Annotated in this window: 22 protein-coding genes; 18 read left to right on the top strand and 4 right to left on the bottom strand. The window is 33.6% G+C overall.

The features are described 5' to 3' along the window. The first annotated feature begins 15 nt into the window (after positions 1-15). The 12 genes from Q0845_RS04150 to Q0845_RS04095 all read left to right on the top strand — a co-directional run bounded on the left by Q0845_RS04150 (position 16) and on the right by Q0845_RS04095 (position 14279). Entirely contained in the window at positions 16-1689 is a 1674-nt protein-coding gene (locus Q0845_RS04150) for a hypothetical protein (protein ID WP_298509570.1), read from the top strand. Continuing rightward, on the top strand, positions 1686-2693 hold the full coding sequence (locus Q0845_RS04145) for a VWA domain-containing protein (protein WP_298509567.1): 1008 nt from the start codon (positions 1686-1688) through the stop codon (positions 2691-2693). Before Q0845_RS04150 ends, Q0845_RS04145 begins: the two co-directional genes overlap by 4 nt. A 2-nt stretch (positions 2694-2695) precedes the next feature. Next, entirely contained in the window at positions 2696-3208 is a 513-nt protein-coding gene (locus Q0845_RS04140) for a flavodoxin family protein (RefSeq protein WP_298509563.1), read from the top strand. A gap of 3 nt (positions 3209-3211) precedes the next feature. Beyond that, complete coding sequence (locus Q0845_RS04135; RefSeq protein WP_298509560.1) at positions 3212-4246, top strand: VWA domain-containing protein; 1035 nt, start codon at positions 3212-3214, stop codon at positions 4244-4246. Further along, positions 4243-5100, top strand: a complete 858-nt coding sequence (locus tag Q0845_RS04130) for a tetratricopeptide repeat protein (protein WP_298509557.1) — start codon at positions 4243-4245, stop codon at positions 5098-5100. The genes Q0845_RS04135 and Q0845_RS04130 overlap by 4 nt, the downstream gene beginning before the upstream one ends. A gap of 47 nt (positions 5101-5147) precedes the next feature. Further along, the gene (locus Q0845_RS04125; RefSeq protein WP_298509554.1) at positions 5148-6920 is read left to right on the top strand and encodes a BatD family protein; all 1773 of its coding nucleotides are present in this window, start codon (positions 5148-5150) and stop codon (positions 6918-6920) included. Beyond that, on the top strand, positions 6920-7696 hold the full coding sequence (locus Q0845_RS04120) for a tetratricopeptide repeat protein (protein ID WP_298509552.1): 777 nt from the start codon (positions 6920-6922) through the stop codon (positions 7694-7696). Before Q0845_RS04125 ends, Q0845_RS04120 begins: the two co-directional genes overlap by 1 nt. A gap of 161 nt (positions 7697-7857) precedes the next feature. Continuing rightward, positions 7858-9720, top strand: a complete 1863-nt coding sequence (locus Q0845_RS04115) for a SulP family inorganic anion transporter (RefSeq protein ID WP_298509549.1) — start codon at positions 7858-7860, stop codon at positions 9718-9720. Between the two features lie 129 nt (positions 9721-9849). Beyond that, positions 9850-12531, top strand: a complete 2682-nt coding sequence (locus tag Q0845_RS04110; protein WP_298509546.1) for a histidine kinase — start codon at positions 9850-9852, stop codon at positions 12529-12531. A gap of 3 nt (positions 12532-12534) precedes the next feature. After that, on the top strand, positions 12535-13287 hold the full coding sequence (locus Q0845_RS04105) for a LytTR family DNA-binding domain-containing protein (RefSeq protein WP_298509543.1): 753 nt from the start codon (positions 12535-12537) through the stop codon (positions 13285-13287). Positions 13288-13458: 171 nt separating this feature from the next. Next, complete coding sequence (locus Q0845_RS04100) at positions 13459-14040, top strand: hypothetical protein (RefSeq protein ID WP_298509540.1); 582 nt, start codon at positions 13459-13461, stop codon at positions 14038-14040. Positions 14041-14141: 101 nt separating this feature from the next. Further along, the gene (locus Q0845_RS04095) at positions 14142-14279 is read left to right on the top strand and encodes a hypothetical protein (protein ID WP_298509537.1); all 138 of its coding nucleotides are present in this window, start codon (positions 14142-14144) and stop codon (positions 14277-14279) included. A 114-nt stretch (positions 14280-14393) separates the two neighbouring features. Here the strand turns inward: Q0845_RS04095 and Q0845_RS04090 are convergent, their stop codons facing one another. Then, on the bottom strand, positions 14394-14687 hold the full coding sequence (locus Q0845_RS04090) for a hypothetical protein (RefSeq protein WP_298509535.1): 294 nt from the start codon (positions 14685-14687) through the stop codon (positions 14394-14396). Positions 14688-14952: 265 nt separating this feature from the next. On the opposite strand from Q0845_RS04090, the gene Q0845_RS04085 reads away from it, so the two are divergent. Next, entirely contained in the window at positions 14953-15105 is a 153-nt protein-coding gene (locus Q0845_RS04085) for a hypothetical protein (RefSeq protein WP_298509532.1), read from the top strand. A 3-nt stretch (positions 15106-15108) separates the two neighbouring features. Here the strand turns inward: Q0845_RS04085 and Q0845_RS04080 are convergent, their stop codons facing one another. From Q0845_RS04080 to Q0845_RS04070, 3 genes are read right to left on the bottom strand one after another with little or no spacing between them, the layout of a single operon-like run. Further along, positions 15109-15543, bottom strand: coding sequence for a hypothetical protein (locus Q0845_RS04080; protein WP_298509529.1), 435 nt, complete (start codon positions 15541-15543; stop codon positions 15109-15111). Between the two features lie 28 nt (positions 15544-15571). After that, the gene (locus Q0845_RS04075) at positions 15572-15706 is read right to left on the bottom strand and encodes a hypothetical protein (protein ID WP_298509527.1); all 135 of its coding nucleotides are present in this window, start codon (positions 15704-15706) and stop codon (positions 15572-15574) included. Between the two features lie 5 nt (positions 15707-15711). Continuing rightward, complete coding sequence (locus tag Q0845_RS04070) at positions 15712-16305, bottom strand: CvpA family protein (protein WP_298509523.1); 594 nt, start codon at positions 16303-16305, stop codon at positions 15712-15714. Between the two features lie 180 nt (positions 16306-16485). Here Q0845_RS04070 and Q0845_RS04065 point away from each other — a divergent pair, with 180 nt between their 5' ends. From Q0845_RS04065 to Q0845_RS04045, 5 genes are all read left to right on the top strand, one after another. Next, positions 16486-16842, top strand: coding sequence for a hypothetical protein (locus Q0845_RS04065; protein ID WP_298509521.1), 357 nt, complete (start codon positions 16486-16488; stop codon positions 16840-16842). A 43-nt stretch (positions 16843-16885) separates the two neighbouring features. Beyond that, positions 16886-17905, top strand: a complete 1020-nt coding sequence (pheS, locus tag Q0845_RS04060; RefSeq protein ID WP_298509518.1) for a phenylalanine--tRNA ligase subunit alpha — start codon at positions 16886-16888, stop codon at positions 17903-17905. A 6-nt stretch (positions 17906-17911) separates the two neighbouring features. After that, positions 17912-18307, top strand: a complete 396-nt coding sequence (locus Q0845_RS04055; protein WP_298509516.1) for a hypothetical protein — start codon at positions 17912-17914, stop codon at positions 18305-18307. Between the two features lie 270 nt (positions 18308-18577). Beyond that, complete coding sequence (locus Q0845_RS04050) at positions 18578-18823, top strand: hypothetical protein (protein WP_298509513.1); 246 nt, start codon at positions 18578-18580, stop codon at positions 18821-18823. Between the two features lie 3 nt (positions 18824-18826). Then, a complete protein-coding gene (locus tag Q0845_RS04045) occupies positions 18827-19144 on the top strand; it encodes a hypothetical protein (protein ID WP_298509510.1) in 318 nt (105 codons plus the stop codon). Positions 19145-19179 lie beyond the last annotated feature (35 nt).

The following is a 19179-nucleotide window of genomic DNA, read 5'->3' as shown; positions in this document are numbered from 1 at the left end:
AATAACGAACTATTTATGAATAAAAAATTACAACGATCCGGAGTTACAAAAGCATTCTCACGAATGTGTGTCTTTGGAATGCTTTTCTTTTTTCTATTCACCACACAAACATTCGCACAAAAAGTAGAAGCTGTTGTAGATTCGACACAGATAAAAATTGGAGAAGAAATCAAACTCTCTATTATGGTAGAAGCAGATACTGCAGCAACCGTAGTATTTCCAGAAGGAAACAATATCTTCATGCCATTGGAATTGTTGGAAGCTTATGAAGCCGACACGGTTCAACAAAACGCGAAATACAGTCTCATAAAAAAATATGGAGTCACACAGTTTGACTCAGGAACGTATTTTATTCCAAAACAAAAAATACTCATCAATAACAAACCATACTTTACGGATTCAATTCGTATTGCGGTGGCCGATGTTGTGGTAGATACGCTCAAGCAGAAAATGTTTGACATCAAAAAAATCACGGCAGTTAATAAATGGAGTAGTACGTGGTGGATTTATCTCCTCATTGTTTTAGGATTGATTGCATTATTTGGCGCGTATTTTTACTTCTTTGTTTTTCAACTGAAAGAAAAAAAGAAGAAAAAGAAAAAAGCAGAAATTCCACCGTATGATCGCGCTTTACTGCAATTGAATGAATTGGATAAATCAAGATTTTTACTCAATTCTGAATACAAAGATTATTATTCTGAGTTGACAAATATTGTCCGTCAATATATAGAAGAAGAAGTGCGAATTGATGCTTTGGAAAGTACAACAGCCGAACTGATTCGTAAAATAGAAGCGCAAAAAGATGCAGGATATTTAGATTTAAAAGATGAAACCATCAAAAATCTAAAAAATGTATTGCAAACTGCCGATTTGGTAAAATTTGCAAAATCGAAACCAGATGATAGTGTCATAAAAGCAGATCGTAATTTGGTGGAAAACATTGTGGTAGAAACCAAAGAAGCGATTCCTGAAATTTCAGACGAAGAATTACGCAAAGACGAAGAATACAAATTGCGATTGCTAGAAGAACAACGCAAAAAACAACGTTTTAGAAATACGGTTATCGGAGTCGTAGCAATGATCATCGCTTTTGGCGGATTGATAGGTTATGCAACTTTAGAATACGTAAAAGAAAATACCTATGTTGGTCACTCAATGAGTGATTTGCTAGAAGATGATTGGGTAGCAAGTACTTATGGAACTTCCGATTTTATCATTTCGACACCAAAAGTATTGAAGCGTGCTACACCACTAAAAGCAAAAGACACAGTTCCATTACCATCTAAAACAGACATTTATAGTTATCAAAGTCATTTAGCACCATTTTCTGTAAGTTTAGGTGTAACCACATTTACACAGAAACCAGAAATTACGCTGGATGATATTGCAGAAAAAATCATAAAGAAATTTGAAGATGAAGGCGCAAAGAAATTTGTGGTAAAATATGACGAATACGAATCGCCTTCGGGAATCAAAGGACTCAAAATGTATGGTACAGGAATCTTTGTAGATGACTTAAGTCCTTTTAGCAGCGAACAAGAAAGAGCGTATGAAGCCTATGTGTTTGAAGAAGGACGCGGCATACAGACACTTATTATGATGTATGCAGAAGATGATGAAGATGGAAAAACAATAGTTGATCGAATTTTAAATTCCATCACACTCAAAGAAGAAGAAAAGAAAAAATGATAGATAATTATACGTTTGCACATCCACAGTTTTTCTGGTTGCTATTGTTCATTCCTTTAGCAATTGCTTGGTATGTATGGAAAAAACCAAAGCAATTAGCTGACGTAAAAATGTCGAGCCTGCAAGGTTTCAAAGTAAAGCAAAGTATACTGCCAAAACTAAAACCCATACTTTTTGCATTGCGCATGTTGGCAGTTGCAGCAATAATTACTGCATTGGCACGTCCGCAAACCAAAGAAGTTTCTACAAGAGTCAAAACCAATAAAGGAATTGATATTGTCATGGCAATTGATGTCTCGGCAAGTATGTTAGCCAAAGATTTAAAACCAAATCGACTCATTGCTTTAAAAAGAGTGGCTTCTGAATTTATTGACGGACGACCAAGTGACCGTATCGGATTGGTCGTATATGCAGGAGAAAGTTTTACCAAAACGCCTATTACAACGGATAAAAATATCATTCAAAATGCATTGAAAGATATCAAGTATAAATATGGCGAATTGACTGGTGGAACCGCCATTGGAATGGGATTGGCAACAGCAGTAAACCGTTTAAAAGATAGTAAAGCTAAAAGTAAAGTCATCATTTTATTGACAGATGGAGTAAATAATGCAGGATTCATTGAACCGCAAATTGCTTCCGAACTAGCAGTAGAATATGGCATCAAAACATATACCATTGGAATAGGAACCAACGGAACGGCTTCAACACCATTTTCGTTGAACCCAGATGGAACCTTTTCATTTAGAAACATGCAAGTGGAAATTGACGAAAAACTGTTAAAGGAAATTGCCAAAACCACTGGAGGAAAATATTTTAGAGCCAACAATAGTAAAAAACTGGCGGAAATCTATGATGAAATCAACAAGTTAGAAAAGACAGAAATCGAAGAATTTCGCTATACAAACTATGAGGAGAAATTCAGAATATTTGTATTTTTTGCTGGAATTTTACTGTTGATAGAAATCCTATTGCGTAACACCTTATTTAGAAGTTTTATCTAAACATGAGCGCAAAAGGAGTCATAATACTAGGAAGTTCGCGAAGTCAAGGAAACACACATACCATTGTTTCTGAGCTTCAACAACAAACTGGTTTTGAAGTGATTGACTTAAAACAATATAAGATCAATCATTTTGATTACGAATTGAACAATGAAGACGATTTCAATGCGCTGTTTAAAAAAATGACAGCAACCTATGAAACATTTGTCTTTGCAACGCCCATTTATTGGTATACCATGAGTGGCGTGATGAAAGTGTTTTTTGATAGAATGTCTGACTTTCTATTTGAAGAAAAAGATATTGGAAGACGCTTGCGCGGAATGAACATGGGCGTACTTAGTTGTGGTTCGGATCAAGAAATTAAAGAAGGTTTTGAAATGCCTTTTACAGAAAGTGCAAACTATTTAGGTATGCAATATGTAGGACATATTCATACATGGATTGAAAATAAAAAAATATCGCAAGAAGTACAGCAACGCATTACTGAATTTGCGAATCGATTGATGAAGAAATAATTTATGTTAGAAGAAAAAAAATATTTTTACTTACTAATTATCATCCCAGTAGTGGTGTTGGTATTTATAATTATGCAGTTTTGGAAACGAAGAGCGCAGCATAAATTTGCCAGCAAACAATTGTTAGAACGATTAAGTCCACAAAAATCAACCTTTAAACCTATTTTAAAGCTTGTAATTTGGTGTTTGGCTATCGGTTCTTTAGTGGTAGCATTGGTCAATCCGAAAATTGGCACAAAATTGGAAACAGTAAAACGAGAAGGTGTAGATATTGTATTTGCCGTAGATGTCTCTAAAAGTATGTTGGCAGAAGACATTTCGCCAAGCCGACTGGACAAAGCAAAACGTATTGTTTCTGAAATTATTAATAAATTGGGAAGCGATCGTATCGGAATCATCGCATATGCGGGAAGAGCAGTGCCACAATTGCCAATTACCACCGATTTTTCGGCAGCAAAAATGTTCTTGTCAAGTCTAAATACAGATATGTTATCCTCGCAAGGAACTGCTATAGATGATGCCATTCGTATGGCAAAAACCTATTATGATGATGTAGAACAAACCAATCGTGTATTGGTCATTATTTCTGATGGAGAAGATCATACAGGTGGCGCAGGACAATGGGCAGAAGAAGCGACAAAAGAAGGTATAAAAACCTATACTATTGGAGTGGGAACACAAAAAGGTGGACGCATTCCATTAAAAAGACGTGGCATTGTAGAATCGTACAAACGTGACTTACAAGGAGAAGTTGTCATCACACGTTTAAATGAAAAAACACTAAAAGATATCGCCTCAGAAGGAGATGGCGAATATATTGACGGAACTAATACAGAAGAAGCAGTAGCATTTATTACTGACCGACTCTCAACAATGAACAAAACAGAATTTGAAGCCAAAAAATTCTCTGAATTCCAAGATCAATTTCAATGGTTTCTTGGTTTGGGAATCTTCTTATTACTGTTAGATGTTTTTCTATTAGAACGAAAAACAGCATGGTTACAAAAGTTAAACCTATTTAATGAAAAAGGATCATGAAATACGTAAAACACATACTACTTGTAGTGCTTACTGTTTCTGTGTCGCATGCACAGGATAAGAAAGAAGAAGCATTCAAAAAAGACTCAAACAACTATACATATATAGCAAACAATGCTGTAAAAGATAGTAGTTACGCTGATGCGGAAGCAGAATATAGAAAAGCGATCTCCAAAAATGGTGAAAATGTAGCAGCAAAGTACAACTTAGGAAATGTATACTACAATCATGAAAACTATGAAGAAGCGTTCAACCGATTTAAGGAAGCTACAGAAGTAGCGACAACAAAAGCGGAAAAGCACAAAGCGTATCATAACATGGGCAATGTATTCATGAAAAATAAAGAATACGAAAAAGCAGTAGCTGCCTACAAAAAAGCATTGCGTAACAATCCATCAGATGATGAAACACGTTACAATTTTGCCTTAGCCAAAGACATGCTCAAGAAAAATCCTCCACAAGGAGACGATAAAAATAAGCAAGACAAAGACAAAAAAGAGGAGCAAAAAGAGCAAGACAAAAAAGATCAGGATAAGAAAGATCAAAAAGACAAAAACGAAGATAAAGGAGATAAAGAGAAAGACGAAGGCGGAAAGGACGACAAAAATAAAGACGGCCAAGGCGATAAGGAAAAAGAAAAGCAAAAGAAAGATAACAAAGATGGTCAAGGAAAAGCAGACCAAAAAGACGATAAAAACAAACAACAACAACGTCAGCCAAAGCCAAATCAGTTGTCTCCACAACAGGTAAAAAGCTTATTAAAAGCAATGAACAATGCCGAAAAGAAAACACAGGACAAACTGAATGAGAAAAAGGCAAAAGGAGTAAAAGTAAAAGCTGAAAAAGACTGGTAATTATTAGAAAAATACAGGAAAAAACGACTAAAAGTTCGTTACAACACATGAAAACAAAAGCATACATATCAACTATCATTTTCTTGCTATTTGCAGGTGTTTTGGCCGCGCAAGTTACCTTTGAAACGAAATTGAGCAAAAAGAAATTGGGCGTAAATGAGCGTTTGAAAGTAGACTTTGAAATGGACAGAGATGGCGATAATTTTACCGCACCAAGCTTTGCAGGATTTCGCGTGGTAGGCGGACCTATTCAATCCATGAGTCATGTTTGGAATAACGGACAGCGTTCGTTTTCAAAAACATATACCTATTTTCTACAACCAACGGCAGAAGGTACTTTTACCATCAAACAAGCAAAGGTTGAAATTGATGGACAAACCTATAAAACCTTGCCAGTAAAGGTTACTGTATCCAAAGCAGTCAACAAACCAACAGATGGTAACAATACAGATTATGTAATTTCAGAAGGAATTCATTTAGTTACTGAAGTTTCTAAAGGAAATCCATACTTAAACGAACCTGTTACGGTTTCTTATAAGCTATATGTAAAGCCAACCATCATTGTAAATGATTATGTCCCGTTAGGAAAACCGACCTTCAATAACTTTTGGAGTCAAAATATTCAAGTACAAAAACGTGCACAAACAACTACGTACAAAGGAGAACAATATCGATTTGCTACTTTAAAACGATATGTGTTATATCCGCAAAAAACAGGAAAACAAGTCATAGAACCATTTTCAATTGATTTGCAAATTTCGGTGCCAACACGACGTAGAGATATTTATGGAAGACGTTACGAAACAGTACACAAAACCATTACATCTGTACAAAGAACAGTCAATGTAAAAGAACTTCCAGAAGCTGGAAAACCAGCAGATTTTACAGGCGCAGTAGGTGATTTTGAATTTCAAGTAACGACGAGCAAAAATTCGTTAAATGCAAACGAATCGTTGCAAGCAAAAATAGAAGTTTCAGGAAAAGGAAATCTGAAACTATTTGATTTGCCAGAATTAAAATTGCCAAGTTCATTAGAAGTATACGAACCTGAATTTTCTGAAAGTGTGACCACGCGAATTAGTGGAATGCAAGGTAAAATCTCAGACAGTTACACCGTAGTACCACAATACAAAGGGAAATATCCAATACCAAGCGTATCCTTCTCTTATTTTGATCCAACAGAAGAAACCTATAAAACCTTAACGTCTAATGAAATTATTATTGACGTTGTGGAAGGTCCTGTAAATACAGCTACAGCTGAAACGAAGAACGATCAAAATACGACACAAAAACAAGCGATTGCCACTACAGGTTCGCAATTTAGATTCCTAAAAACAGAAGCAAATTTGACGGCTGTTGAAAAAACAGATTTCTTTAAATCAAATCTGTTCTACGGATTGTTATTAGTTCCTTTCTTATTCATTCCAATCATATTAATTGCGAGAAGAAAAAAGAGAGCGTATGACAATGATATTCAGGGAAATAAAACGCGTACGGCAAACAGATTAGCGAAAAAATACTTGTCAGAAGCTAAGAAGAAACTAAATGATAAAGAAGCATTCTATGAAGTATTAGAAAGAGCTTTACACAATTACTTACGTGCAAAACTCAGCATAGAAACCTCTGAATTTAGTAAAGAAAAAATAAGTCAGTTATTAACGGAGCGTAAAGTAAAAGAAGAAACGATCCATGACTTTATTGGCTTGTTAGAAAGTTGCGAATTTGCGCGTTATACACCAGCATCAGACGTAGCAATTAACAAAGATTACGAAAAATCAGTACAGACGATTTCACAAATCGACAAACAAATAAATAGATAATGAGAGAACGTTTGAAAACTAAGATCACATATTTGCTCCTCGTGTTCCTCTCTAGTAGTGTGCTAGTGTTTGGACAGGATAATAATACTTCCTTGTTTGAAGCTGCCAATAAAGCTTATAACGAAGGGAAATTTCCAGAAGCAATTACGCAATACAAATCTATTTTAGAAACTGGAAATCATTCTGCAGCAATTTATTACAATCTTGGAAATGCCTATTACAAAAGCAACGAAATTGGGCCAAGTATTTACTATTTTGAAAAAGCATTGCAGCTTTCGCCAAAAGACGAAGACATTCTAAACAATTTAGCATTTGCTAAAAATATGACCATCGATGCTATTGAACCTTTGCCAAAAACACAAATCTCAAAATTTGTAAGTGGTATTACAGAAATGTTTACCTACAATCAATGGGCTTGGATTGCTGTGATTTTTGGATTTTTATGTGTAATTTCATTCTTATTATATCAATTTTCATATCAAACGCTCAAAAAAAGAATCTACTTTTTAGTAAGTTTTATAGCATTCCTTTTTATTTTAGGAACCGTTGCCATTGCTTACCATCAATATGGAAAAGCACAAGCTGATAGACCTGCAATTGTATTTGCTAAAGAAACTACTATAAAAGCAGAACCAAACTTGCGTAGCGATGAGGTATTTGTATTACATGAAGGTGCCAAAGTGCAAGTATTGGATACAGTGGATAACTGGAAAAAAATTCAGCTCATCGATGGAAAAATTGGTTGGATTATTTCAGAAGATGTCAATGAATTGTAATAAAAAATTACGTACTTAGTACGAACTCAGATATCCCACGTATCTAAACATTATATACCATACAGAAACCAACTATGAAATGAGTATTACCATTCTTTGTATGAAACTAATTGATACATGGCGAATTCCATCTGATAATACAATAAAATAAAAAATAACAGATGAAAAACCTATTCTCTAATTTTAAAGGCGATGCTTTTGGAGGAATTACCGCTGGAATTGTTGCTTTACCACTAGCTTTAGCTTTTGGAGTTTCTTCAGGATTAGGACCAAGCGCAGGATTATACGGAGCTATCTTTATTAGTTTCTTTGCTGCTTTGTTCGGAGGAACCAACACACAAATTTCTGGACCAACTGCACCAATGACAGCCGTAAGTATGGTAGTTATTGCAGGAATTATAGCAGCTAATGGCGGCGATGTTGACAAAGCTTTGCCTGCAATTCTAACTGTTTTTTTACTGGCAGGTTTAATGCAAGTAGGTTTAGGTGCTATAGGCTTAGGAAAATATATTAAATACATTCCTTACCCTGTGGTTTCAGGGTTTATGACTGCTATTGGAGTCATTATATTAATTACGCAAATTCTACCTTCTATTGGATATTCACCAAAAAATGATGATGCGTATGTGGAGCAATTTAAACCTCAAGCTAAAGAAGTAATTCTAAAAGATTTTTTAAAACAAGAACAACAAGAAGGTGTTTTAGTACTAGAAAACATTCAAGAGGTAGCAAAACGTGGAAATGAAATTACAGAAGCACGTATCTCTGATGAAGCCAGAACACTTGCAAAAAATAATTCTTCAGGTGTCATTGGTACATTAAAAGTATTGCCACGAGCTTTACAAAATATCAATTGGTTAGAATTATTGTTAGCTTTAGGAACTATCTTTATTATTTACGGTTTCAAACGAATCACCAAAGCCATTCCGAGTACCTTAGTGGCGCTTGTAGTTATGTCAGCAATTGCGTATGGCTTTAGTTTAGGATACAAACCTATTGAAGAAATTACGGGTGATTTTCCAATGCCGAAAATGGAAATCTTTACGGAATTCAGTCTCTCAAGTATTACACCATATATACTCACAGCGTTAACATTAGCTTTGTTAGGTGCCATTGATTCTTTATTAACAAGTGTCGTAGCGGACAATATGACCAAAACAAAACACAAACCAAATAAAGAATTGGTAGGACAAGGAATTGGAAATTCCATTGGAGCTATTTTTGGAGGAATTCCAGGTGCAGGAGCTACGATTCGTACAGTTGTAAATATCAATTCTGGTGGAAAAACACGTCTATCGGGAATGATTGCTGGTATATTGCTATTGATAATTTTACTAGCATTAGGACCAGTGGCTTCCAAAATTCCAGCAGCCGTATTGGCAGGAATTCTAATTACGGTAGGTATTGGTGTAATGGATTATAAAGGATTAAGAGCCATTGCGAGTTTACCAAAAGATATCAAACTAGGTCCTTTAAAATTAAGCTCAGAAGTATTTATTATGTTGGTAGTATTAGGTTTATCAACATTTTGGGATTTAATCTATGCAGTAGGAATTGGATTGGTATTGGCATCGTTGGTATTCATGAAAAAAATTGGAGACATTACCGCAGAGACTTCAGATGTAAAAACATTACAGGAAGAAGCTTGGGAAGATGAAATAGGTTTCCCAGAAAGCTTAAAAGAAGAAGTCTTTATAAAGCATATCAAAGGACCTTTATTCTTTGGATCTACGAGTGAAATACAAGCGCTAGCCAAACAATTACCTGATACTGCACAAACTGTTATTATTCGCATGGGAAGAATGCAATATATGGATCAATCAGGATTATATACGCTAGAAGATATTTTATTTGACTTAAAAACGAATAATCGTAAAGTCTTATTTGTAAACATACAAAAGCAACCAAAACATATGATGGAACGTATCGATATTATTCCAGATTTAGTTTCCGAAGAAGACTGTTTTGATAATTTTGACGATTGTTTGAAATGGATCAAAACCAATGTAAAAGATACCGATTAAAAAAGAAGATCATAAAACATGCAAAAACCCGTCAAGCAATTATAAGTTTGACGGGTTTTTTTGACTCCATTATATATTGGTTAACTTAGTGTGGATAAGCATATCGTTTATTTCAACACAATGATTTTCATGAAACTAAAGTTTGCACTATTATTTTTATGCCTTTTATATGATGTAGCGCTGGTATTTTCTCAAACGCCTTATTATGTAAATTACAATACAGAAAGTGGTCTTCCTAGTTCGCAAACCTATCATTCTTTTGAAGATAATTTGGGCTATTTGTGGTTTTCTTCAGATAGAGGAATTGTAAAATATGATGGATATACATTTACGACTTATACTACGAAAGAAGGATTGGCAAACTTGGTCAATTTTGAATTCTACCAAGGAACACACAATACATTTTGGGTAAATGGTTATGATGGCTCGTTTAGTTTTTGGGATGGCAAACAATTTTCTCCTTTTGCCTATAATTGGAAGATTAAACAATACAAAAAAAATGCAGGCTGGTTTAATATCATTAACGTTACAGATACAACGATTAGCTTCATACGTAATTTTGAAAATGGACTGCCAGAGAACTATTATGTAATCAACATAGAAACTGGAGAAATACAGCAACTTCCATTAACCTTAAAAACGTATATAGGAAACAGATATATCAATAATTTGATTGTTAACAAGCTCAGTCAGCGGAAAAAAATAAACCCTGATATTTTGGATGAGGTTGTTGATTTGAACGGGAATTTCTGGAGATTCACTCGATCCAAAGGCGCTCTTTTCTATGAAAAAGGCGATACCACTCAGCAAGCAAAAATATACTTTAAGGACATTCCGATTTCTTCTTTGTATCAAAATGCACAAGGGAATTATTGGTTTACAACGCTCGATAGAGGAATTCTGTATATGCCATCGCTACATATTAAAAAATTAAATATCTCTTCCAATTCAGATCTTGGCTATCAGGAATTAAAAGTATTTGATGATATTCTCATCGCAGAATTAAGCGAAAAGAATAAAGCATTGTATTATAAAGATGAAGTAAATTTTTTCTTCTCCAATTTAAAAATAAGCAAAGTTAAAAAACAGAGAATTAGTGATTTATTAGGCAAAAAAATAGCGCGTTCTAACTTTGATTCATATTTGCATCACACCTTAAAAATTTCAGATCGTAAATATGTGCGTTATTGGGGAAATGGTCTTTTGATGTATAGTTACAAGCATGACAATCTACATCTTGATTTTGAATTCGAATCCAGACCTTTATGTGTAGCAAAAGACAATGCGCAAGGTTTATGGGTAGGAACTATTGACGGTTTGTATAAAATTAATTTTAAAAATAAGGCTTATAAAACAACTAGAATTCCGCTACTAAGAAAAGATTCTATTCCCACAAGAGTCAATGATATTTTGAATGATAAAAAAGGACTTTGGTTGGCAACACTTACCAAAGGATTATTGTATAAAACTACTGATTCAATCTTTCAAATACAACATAAAAAACTGGAAGGGAAAGCATTGCAATGTTTGTACAAACAAAATGATAGTATTTTATGGATAGGAACAAATAAAGGACTTTGTAAGCTTACGTATACTTCAAAAAATGCTACACGTGAAATAACGAATGTTGATAGTTTTACCACACAAGATGGCTTGCATTCAAATTCAATAAATGATATTCTTTTCTGGGATCAAAACATGTATTTGGCAACGTCTAACGGAATCAATTTTTTTGATCCTGATAAATTGATAAAGTACAACAACGCGCCAAAAATTACCATCAATCAATTCTTTGTCAATGGACAATTGACAGATTCTTTAAAAAGCAGATACGAATTAAAGCATAACGAAAACTCAGTAAAAATCACATTTACGGGACTTACCTTGAACAAACCTGTAGAGCCAGAATCCTTTTACAGATATAGGCTGAATGACGGATTGTGGAATTATACCAACAATAGAAGCATAGAATATCATTTTTTACCATCAAACAGTTATCAATTGGTATTGCAATGTCAAAACAATAATGGTATTTGGAGTGCGCCTAAAAAAATTCAATTCCAAATCTCTCCTCATTTTTCAGAATTACTTTCTTTCAGAATAGCGCTGATCGGTTTTATATTAGGAACGCTTATTATTTTGATTCGAATGCGAATTAAAGCAACCAATAAGAAGATAAATAAAGAGTTGCTATACAAAGAATCGGAATTGGCTACGCTGAGAAATCAAATGAATCCGCATTTTGTATTCAATTCTCTAAATACATTGCAAGGTTATATTTTTGAAGGAGATGCCATCGCAGCAAACACGTATATTGGCGACTTTGCATCGCTCATTAGAAAAAGCTTAGAGTTTTCTAAAAAAAGTAACATCAGTCTTAAAGAAGAATTGGAATTTATAGAAAACTATTTGGTATTAGAGTCGCATCGATTTGAAGATAAATTTGAATTTGAAATAGAAACAGATATTGACGACACAACCATCCAAATTGTCCCATTAATGGTGCAACCTATTGTTGAAAATGCTGCCAAACATGCATTCAAATCCAATACAGAGGAAAAAGGAAAAATTCTAATAAAATATCTTTACCATACAAAATCATCCGTGTTAATTGAAATCATAGACAATGGTTGCGGATTTGATGCTGAGAAACTCAAATCTGTAAAAGGGAAACACAAGTCTATGGGAATTCAAATCATCAAGCAACGTATTGATTTGATCAATGATAAATTACGCAGTAACATTGCAAGCTTTAAAAGCGTTGACGTCACCAAAGGAACCAGAATACAATTAATATTACCGATACTATAAATTATGATAAAAGCAATTATTGTAGAAGATGAACCAAAAAGTAAAAACTTACTAAAGAACTTTATTAAAAATTACTGCAAAGATGTTTCCATTATAGGCGATACAGATACCGTAAAAGATGCTATTACGATCATAAAAGAGAAAAACCCCAACCTTGTATTTTTAGACATAGAACTCAAAGATGGTTTAGGATTAACTGTTTTAGATTATTTTAAACAACCTGAATTTGCAGCAATTCTTGTTACAGGCTACGATCATTATGCTATCGAAGCTATTAAAAAAAATGCACTTGATTATATTTTGAAACCTATCATCATTAAAGATTTGCTAGCCGCAGTAGAAAAGGCAAAGAAAAAAATAGAAGATTTAAAATTGCTCACAGACATCAAAGAAGTCATGGATGTACAAAAAATCAATGATGAAAAAATTATTATGATCAATGATAAAAAGAAACACATGATTGTCAAGTTTGAAGATATTGTATACCTAGAAGCGCAAAATCAATACACCAAATGGCATTTAAAAAACAAATCTAGTTTCTTACTGCGCAATCCGCTATCAAACTATCAAAACATATTTCCAAACTCCTTCTTTCAAATACATCGTTCCTATGTGGTCAATTTAAACCAAGTCTCTTCTTTTGACAATGGACGCGGAGGATTTGTAGCTTTAGACGCGATTAAACTTCCTATTTCGTATCGTAGAAAAGCAGCTTTAATTCAAAAACTAAAACAAATGTCTTCTACAATTATTTAAGAAATACATTCGTTGCGTTTACAACAAAAATAAACGCATTTACTCCATTTTCAAACTATAATTTTCTCACAACTTAATTAGTCTATATACTTACGGTAATTACATTTCTATGTAACGGTGGAACTCGAAAAACCTTATTGTAACAGAGTAGAGGAACTAATTTATGTACTTATGAAAATTTTAAAACCAACCACACTTTTATTGTTCTTATTGTTTATTGTAAACTCATGTCAAGTGAATGATCCAGAATTTCAAGAGGACGAAAAAACGATGACATCAGCAAGAACACAATTGAAAACGCAATCAAGAGATGCCAGAGTTACAAATAATCAGGTGTATTTAAATAGTGAATGGATTACAGTTTCTGAAAATGAATTTGTAAGCATATATACAAAACTGACTTCGCAAGGAGTTTCATTTTTAGATGGTTGTGACTTTGTATTTCAATCTATTAATTCTGGTTATTGGGAAGAGGATTTGTACAATGGATTAAAAATTACGGACGATTCTTTTAATGGAACGGTGACATTCAGATTTGAAAACTTATTAATAGATGCTTTTTATTGCTTTCAAGGACAACCATTCTGTAATCATTGGGGAGACACGTTAAGAGTAACACTAGGAGGAGCAGGCGGTTGTATTATAGGTTCTATAGACATGATGAACGGAATCAGTGTTGGAAACGTTGATTTCAATCTTGCAAAACTTCGAGCGTGCAGAGTATGTGCTTCTTCTTTCCCTGGCAACGCTTAATTTTTTATTTACATGTATAGGTTGCAATGGATTTTAACACTCCATAAAAGCTAACAAATTATAAAATCAATAATTATACAAACTCTAAATTTTTAAACATTATGAAAAAACAATCATTAAAAAAAATGAAGCTTAAAAAAGTTGTAATATCTTCTTTTGAGAAAGAACAAATAACAGGAAGAGGAAGAGCATTTATTACAACACCGCCATCTTGTGACACATTATGTGAACCAAAATAATAGTTGCTTTTTTAAAGAAAAGGTATAAAAACAAAAACCCATCAAGCATTTAGAATTTGATGGGTTTCTTTACTATATAGATTTGCTACAAGTAAAATAAATTAAAAATCTATATTACTTTCCGCAATCTTGATTTTTTATAGCTTCTTCGATAGCTGCTGCAAATTTCTTTTGATCTTCCTCAGTAGTATACTTGTCTTTAAATTCCGCTGCCATAGTCATCATCTTTTCTTGAAGTTCTTTTACTTCTTTCATTGCGTCAGCATCACCCGATTTAAATTTTTCTTCTAATCCCATCATCTGGCATTGTATATCTGCTAGTTTTGCTACGTCGTTTTCGATTTCACTTCCACAACTTACCATAAAAAATGATACAAGTGCAATTGCTAATAAGAATGTTTTCTTCATAATTGTTTTAAGGTTTAATATTAGTTTGTTCTAAATTCTAATTAAGTGGTATTGGCTATACTTTTACAATATAAATTGTATATTAATCAAACTGAGGGAATTTACTTTTGCATAAGTAATGCCGTAAATTAGCTAAAATCTTTTACTTGTACACATGTTTTTGTATTATTTTTAAAATAATTTTAACAGAAACTACTGGTGTACAACAGGTGTTTTTAGGATTTAAATAGCTAAAATTAAAATGTATAACCATAAATCTTTAGTCATGAAAAAACGCAGTCTAAAAGAAATTAAGAATACGCAACAGGTACAAACATTACAAGAATTGGCTTCAATAAAAGGAGGTTCCATGTCTGGAATGACTTCTGAAACAGAGATTGTAGAATATGAAGATGGTGGTAGCGGAACTGCTAGTTAAGCACTAAAACAACAAATCAAGAATAAAATCAAATACACTGTAAATAAGATAAATAATCAGTGCCAAAATCCCAAGAAACATTGCTAAACAGCAACCACAATTTCCTTTTTTTCCGTTGAAATTTGCTTGAAATGTGTTGTTGTTGAATGTATTGTTGTTGGTAGACTCATATTCATAAGTGTCATTATTGGTAGCAAGTCGATTTTCGGGTAAAAAATACCCGCGCCAACTATTTTCAGGAGCCGATAATATCCAATCGGTATTGCAATGCGTACATTCGAAAGTAGTTTCTAAGGAGTTTTGCGAAATTTGATTTGAATTGACTACACGAACAAAGGTGCCATCTAAGCACTTTTGTTCAAAGGCTTTTTCAAACGCAGCAAAATCTTGATGCGAAAAAAAACGTTCTGTCGCAAAACCGGAGCAATGTTCACACATGAATTATAAAGTAGTTTTTAGCTATCTATTATTGATTAGAAGTTAATTTTTCTTGTTTTAATTTGACTTTCAAAGCAGTTGTTTTCAGCTTTTTTTGCAAAGGTTTGATGGCATTTTCATCATGAAGATGCTCCATCTCAGGATGCGCACATTTTTCACACATACATATTAGTTTTCGTTTTCTTCAATCTCTTTTAAATCGTTTTCCTGTGCTTTATTTTCATCTGCTTGCTTTGTTTTATCCGTATTAAATGATTCCAATACATTACTTTTATTGGTTTCTTCTAACACATAAGCAAACACAAATCCACCAACATTTTTTACAGGTTCATACAATGCAGATCCGTCAATTTTATCTTGCTCTACAAATGTCATGGTATTATTGGTGCGTTCAAAAAACACTAATGCAGCTCCAACAATTACGGCCATTTTCAATCCGCCAAAAGCGCCACCTAAAATCTTATTCAAAATTCCTAGTGAAGCAAAATCAGCCACTTTTGTCAATAACTTTCCAGCCATGGTTACCGCAATTAAAATAGCAATAAAAGTAATAGCAAAGGCCGTTAAATTGACATACTTCTCTTCCCAAGTTGGGAAATTCTCAACTAAAAAGTCGCCCGCAAAATATGAAAAGTGAATCGCGCCATATAATCCAGCAATCAATGCTACCAGTGAAGCAATTTCAACGAAAAGTCCTTTCATAAGTCCGCGTACAAACCCAAGGACAATAACGCCGCCTAAAATGATGTCAATAAAGTTCATGAATATCGAGTTTTAACAAATATAGAACTATTATTGGTAGTGTTTTATTGTCTTTTGTTACAATTTGATGCATTGCGCACAGAAATTCCAGCACGCTTTGCTGTATAGACAAGTTTTTTATTTGAAAAATAAGAATATCAATACGCGTTGACTACCTTTGCAGCGGAAAAGACAGCAACAATGGCAAGAGACGAAGTATTAAAGGAACGTTGGAATACGGTTGTAGAAAAACTAACGCATCAATTTGCAGAAGGTGACACCTTAGATTTGGACGCAATTATTTACTTAATTGGTGTGCAAGAACTTGGGCAAATTCATCGTACGTTTAAAAAAGATGACAAAGTAAATTTGATGCATATTGCCATTTGCCGCTTGTTAGAACCATATGGTTACTACGAATTTGATTATTTTGACGATGATGGCTGGCCGCATTATAAGTTTAAAGAAGAACTGCCAACGCTAAAAGCAGGAGAACAAACTGTATTGATGAAAGAAGCTATTGTCAATTACTTTTTAGACAAGGAATACATTGAATAATGCTAGTTTTTGCTAAATTTGCAAGCTAAATCAAAATATCGTCATGATAGATAAGATCAAGGAACATATTGCGGAAGTTGAAAAATTTACAACACAAGCAAAAGAAGATATAGAAAACTTCAGAATTAAATACTTAGGAAAAAAAGGATTATTGAATGATTTTTTTGCTGAGTTTAAGAATGTTCCGAATGAACAAAGGAAAGAGTTTGGGCAAACGATTAATAAATTAAAAACCGTTGCTCAAGAAAAAGTCAATGCGCTCAAAGAAGCTTTAGAAAATAAGGCGGAAGAAAAAGGTGTGTATGGCGATTTAACACGTCCGGCACAACCCATTGAAATTGGTGCGCGTCATCCTATTTCTTTAGTAAAAGATCAAATTACAGAGATTTTTGCTCGTATTGGATTTAATGTTTCAGAAGGACCAGAAATAGAAGATGATTGGCATAACTTTACGGCATTGAATCTTCCAGAATATCATCCAGCACGTGATATGCAGGATACATTTTTCATTCAAACCAATCCAGATATTTTATTACGAACGCATACAAGTTCTGTGCAAGTTCGTTATATGGAAAATAATCAGCCACCAATTCGTACAATTTCTCCAGGTAGAGTATATCGTAATGAGGCGATTTCGGCGCGTTCACACTGCTTTTTCCATCAAGTAGAAGGATTATACATAGACAAAGATGTAAGTTTTGCAGATTTAAAACAAACCTTGCAGCACTTTACCAAAGAGATGTTTGGAAAGTCAAAAATCCGTTTGCGTCCATCATACTTCCCGTTTACAGAGCCAAGTGCAGAAGTAGATGTGTATTGGGGATTGGAGACAGAAACTGACTACAAAATCACGAAAGGAACTGGTTGGTTAGAAATCATGGGCTGTGGAATGGTAGATCCGAATGTGTTGGAAAACTGTGGTATTGATTCTAAAGAATATTCAGGTTTTGCCTTTGGTATGGGAATCGATCGTATTGCGATGTTGTTATACCAAATTGGAGACATTCGTTTGTTAAGTGAAAATGATGTTCGCTTCTTAGAGCAATTCAAGTCAGCATTATAATTTAGGATGAAAAAAGATATTGAAATCCCTGTAGTAGAAGGCGTTTATATGGCCGTTGTACAAGAGTATAACGAAATCTACAAAACAGACGATTGGAACGCATATATCATCAATGATAAGGAGGTAGATTTGGAGATGATATTAGTGGTTTCTCGCGGATATGATGCAGAAAGAGAAACTTCTACAATGCGCCATAAGCTGGAAAAATTACCAGCAAAATCGTATGCAAAAGCAGAATGGATGCAAGAAGATGTATTTGCGCTCAATAACGAATTTCGTGTGACTTTCTTTGAAGGAAATAAAATGTACGACAAAACATATTTATTTAGAAAAAACACCATTAATACGAAGGCATTTCAGCCAATTCCGTTAATGGATACAAAAGGTATTTTGGTTAAGTAGATTGTTAGATTCGCTTTGCTTTTAGATTATTAGTCACGCTTACGCTTTAGTATTGCTTTGCTTTGATAAGCTTCGTGTAAATACTTTACGTATGTAGTTCTTTGTTGCGTCATGCTGAACTTGATTCAGTATCTCATAATCTATAATTTTTAGTTATTATTGAACGTCATCTGAAAACATATTCATAAAGTCAGCATACGATTTAAGCCTTTCCTTTATATAATTGATTTATCATAATTTACGTATATTTGATAGTGTAGACTTATTAAAATGGGAGCAATAGAGTTAAGAAATAAAATAATGCAACTTTTAAATACTGATAACATATCTTATTTAAAAGAAGTTTTTGATTTTGCTGAAAAAAATAAGTTACAACATCCAGACACTTTTCAAGAATTACCGACTCCTATTCAAGAATTACTTTTAGAAAGTGCAGCACAAGCTGATCGAGGTGAACTTACACCACATGATAAAGTCACGGAAGAAGTGAGAAAAAAATATAATCTTACCAAGTAATAAATGTCCAAAATTACAGTTTCGTGGACACCGTATGCCAAACATTCGTATTTTGATGAGTTAGATTTTATTAAATCAAAATGGACTTCAAAAGAAGTGAATGCTTTTGTCGCTCTCGTTAATGAATTTATTGAAAACTTATCTTGCGGTATTATTGAAGGAAAAAAGTATTCAACCAATAATATACATTCTTTAGTAATCTCAAAACAGACAACACTGTTTTATAGAATATATCCTAATCAAAATTCTATTGCATTACTTTTATTTTGGAACAATCAAAAGAATCCAGAGGTATTAAAAAAGGCTTTACAAAGGATATAAATAACTAGAAAAAGAATTCGTTTTCAAATCATCAA

This window comes from uncultured Kordia sp., assembly GCF_947489565.1.
In the GTDB taxonomy this organism is placed as follows: Bacteria; Bacteroidota; Bacteroidia; order Flavobacteriales; family Flavobacteriaceae; genus Kordia.
Note: the sequence above shows the minus strand (reverse complement) of the source record. Positions and strands in the feature narration are given on the sequence as shown.

Coding starts and splice junctions, on each gene's coding strand:
- Q0845_RS04120 (WP_298509552.1), top strand. CDS start 6,920: ATGAGAGAACGTTTGAAAACTAAGATCACATATTTGCTCCTCGTGTTC.
- Q0845_RS04115 (WP_298509549.1), top strand. CDS start 7,858: ATGAAAAACCTATTCTCTAATTTTAAAGGCGATGCTTTTGGAGGAATT.
- Q0845_RS04050 (WP_298509513.1), top strand. CDS start 18,578: ATGGGAGCAATAGAGTTAAGAAATAAAATAATGCAACTTTTAAATACT.
- Q0845_RS04055 (WP_298509516.1), top strand. CDS start 17,912: ATGAAAAAAGATATTGAAATCCCTGTAGTAGAAGGCGTTTATATGGCC.
- Q0845_RS04065 (WP_298509521.1), top strand. CDS start 16,486: ATGGCAAGAGACGAAGTATTAAAGGAACGTTGGAATACGGTTGTAGAA.
- Q0845_RS04125 (WP_298509554.1), top strand. CDS start 5,148: ATGAAAACAAAAGCATACATATCAACTATCATTTTCTTGCTATTTGCA.
- Q0845_RS04105 (WP_298509543.1), top strand. CDS start 12,535: ATGATAAAAGCAATTATTGTAGAAGATGAACCAAAAAGTAAAAACTTA.
- Q0845_RS04075 (WP_298509527.1), bottom strand. CDS start 15,706: ATGTGTGAAAAATGTGCGCATCCTGAGATGGAGCATCTTCATGATGAA.
- pheS (WP_298509518.1), top strand. CDS start 16,886: ATGATAGATAAGATCAAGGAACATATTGCGGAAGTTGAAAAATTTACA.
- Q0845_RS04110 (WP_298509546.1), top strand. CDS start 9,850: ATGAAACTAAAGTTTGCACTATTATTTTTATGCCTTTTATATGATGTA.
- Q0845_RS04150 (WP_298509570.1), top strand. CDS start 16: ATGAATAAAAAATTACAACGATCCGGAGTTACAAAAGCATTCTCACGA.
- Q0845_RS04140 (WP_298509563.1), top strand. CDS start 2,696: ATGAGCGCAAAAGGAGTCATAATACTAGGAAGTTCGCGAAGTCAAGGA.
- Q0845_RS04095 (WP_298509537.1), top strand. CDS start 14,142: ATGAAAAAACAATCATTAAAAAAAATGAAGCTTAAAAAAGTTGTAATA.
- Q0845_RS04145 (WP_298509567.1), top strand. CDS start 1,686: ATGATAGATAATTATACGTTTGCACATCCACAGTTTTTCTGGTTGCTA.
- Q0845_RS04090 (WP_298509535.1), bottom strand. CDS start 14,687: ATGAAGAAAACATTCTTATTAGCAATTGCACTTGTATCATTTTTTATG.
- Q0845_RS04135 (WP_298509560.1), top strand. CDS start 3,212: ATGTTAGAAGAAAAAAAATATTTTTACTTACTAATTATCATCCCAGTA.
- Q0845_RS04070 (WP_298509523.1), bottom strand. CDS start 16,305: ATGAACTTTATTGACATCATTTTAGGCGGCGTTATTGTCCTTGGGTTT.
- Q0845_RS04100 (WP_298509540.1), top strand. CDS start 13,459: ATGAAAATTTTAAAACCAACCACACTTTTATTGTTCTTATTGTTTATT.
- Q0845_RS04085 (WP_298509532.1), top strand. CDS start 14,953: ATGAAAAAACGCAGTCTAAAAGAAATTAAGAATACGCAACAGGTACAA.
- Q0845_RS04045 (WP_298509510.1), top strand. CDS start 18,827: ATGTCCAAAATTACAGTTTCGTGGACACCGTATGCCAAACATTCGTAT.
- Q0845_RS04130 (WP_298509557.1), top strand. CDS start 4,243: ATGAAATACGTAAAACACATACTACTTGTAGTGCTTACTGTTTCTGTG.
- Q0845_RS04080 (WP_298509529.1), bottom strand. CDS start 15,543: ATGTGTGAACATTGCTCCGGTTTTGCGACAGAACGTTTTTTTTCGCAT.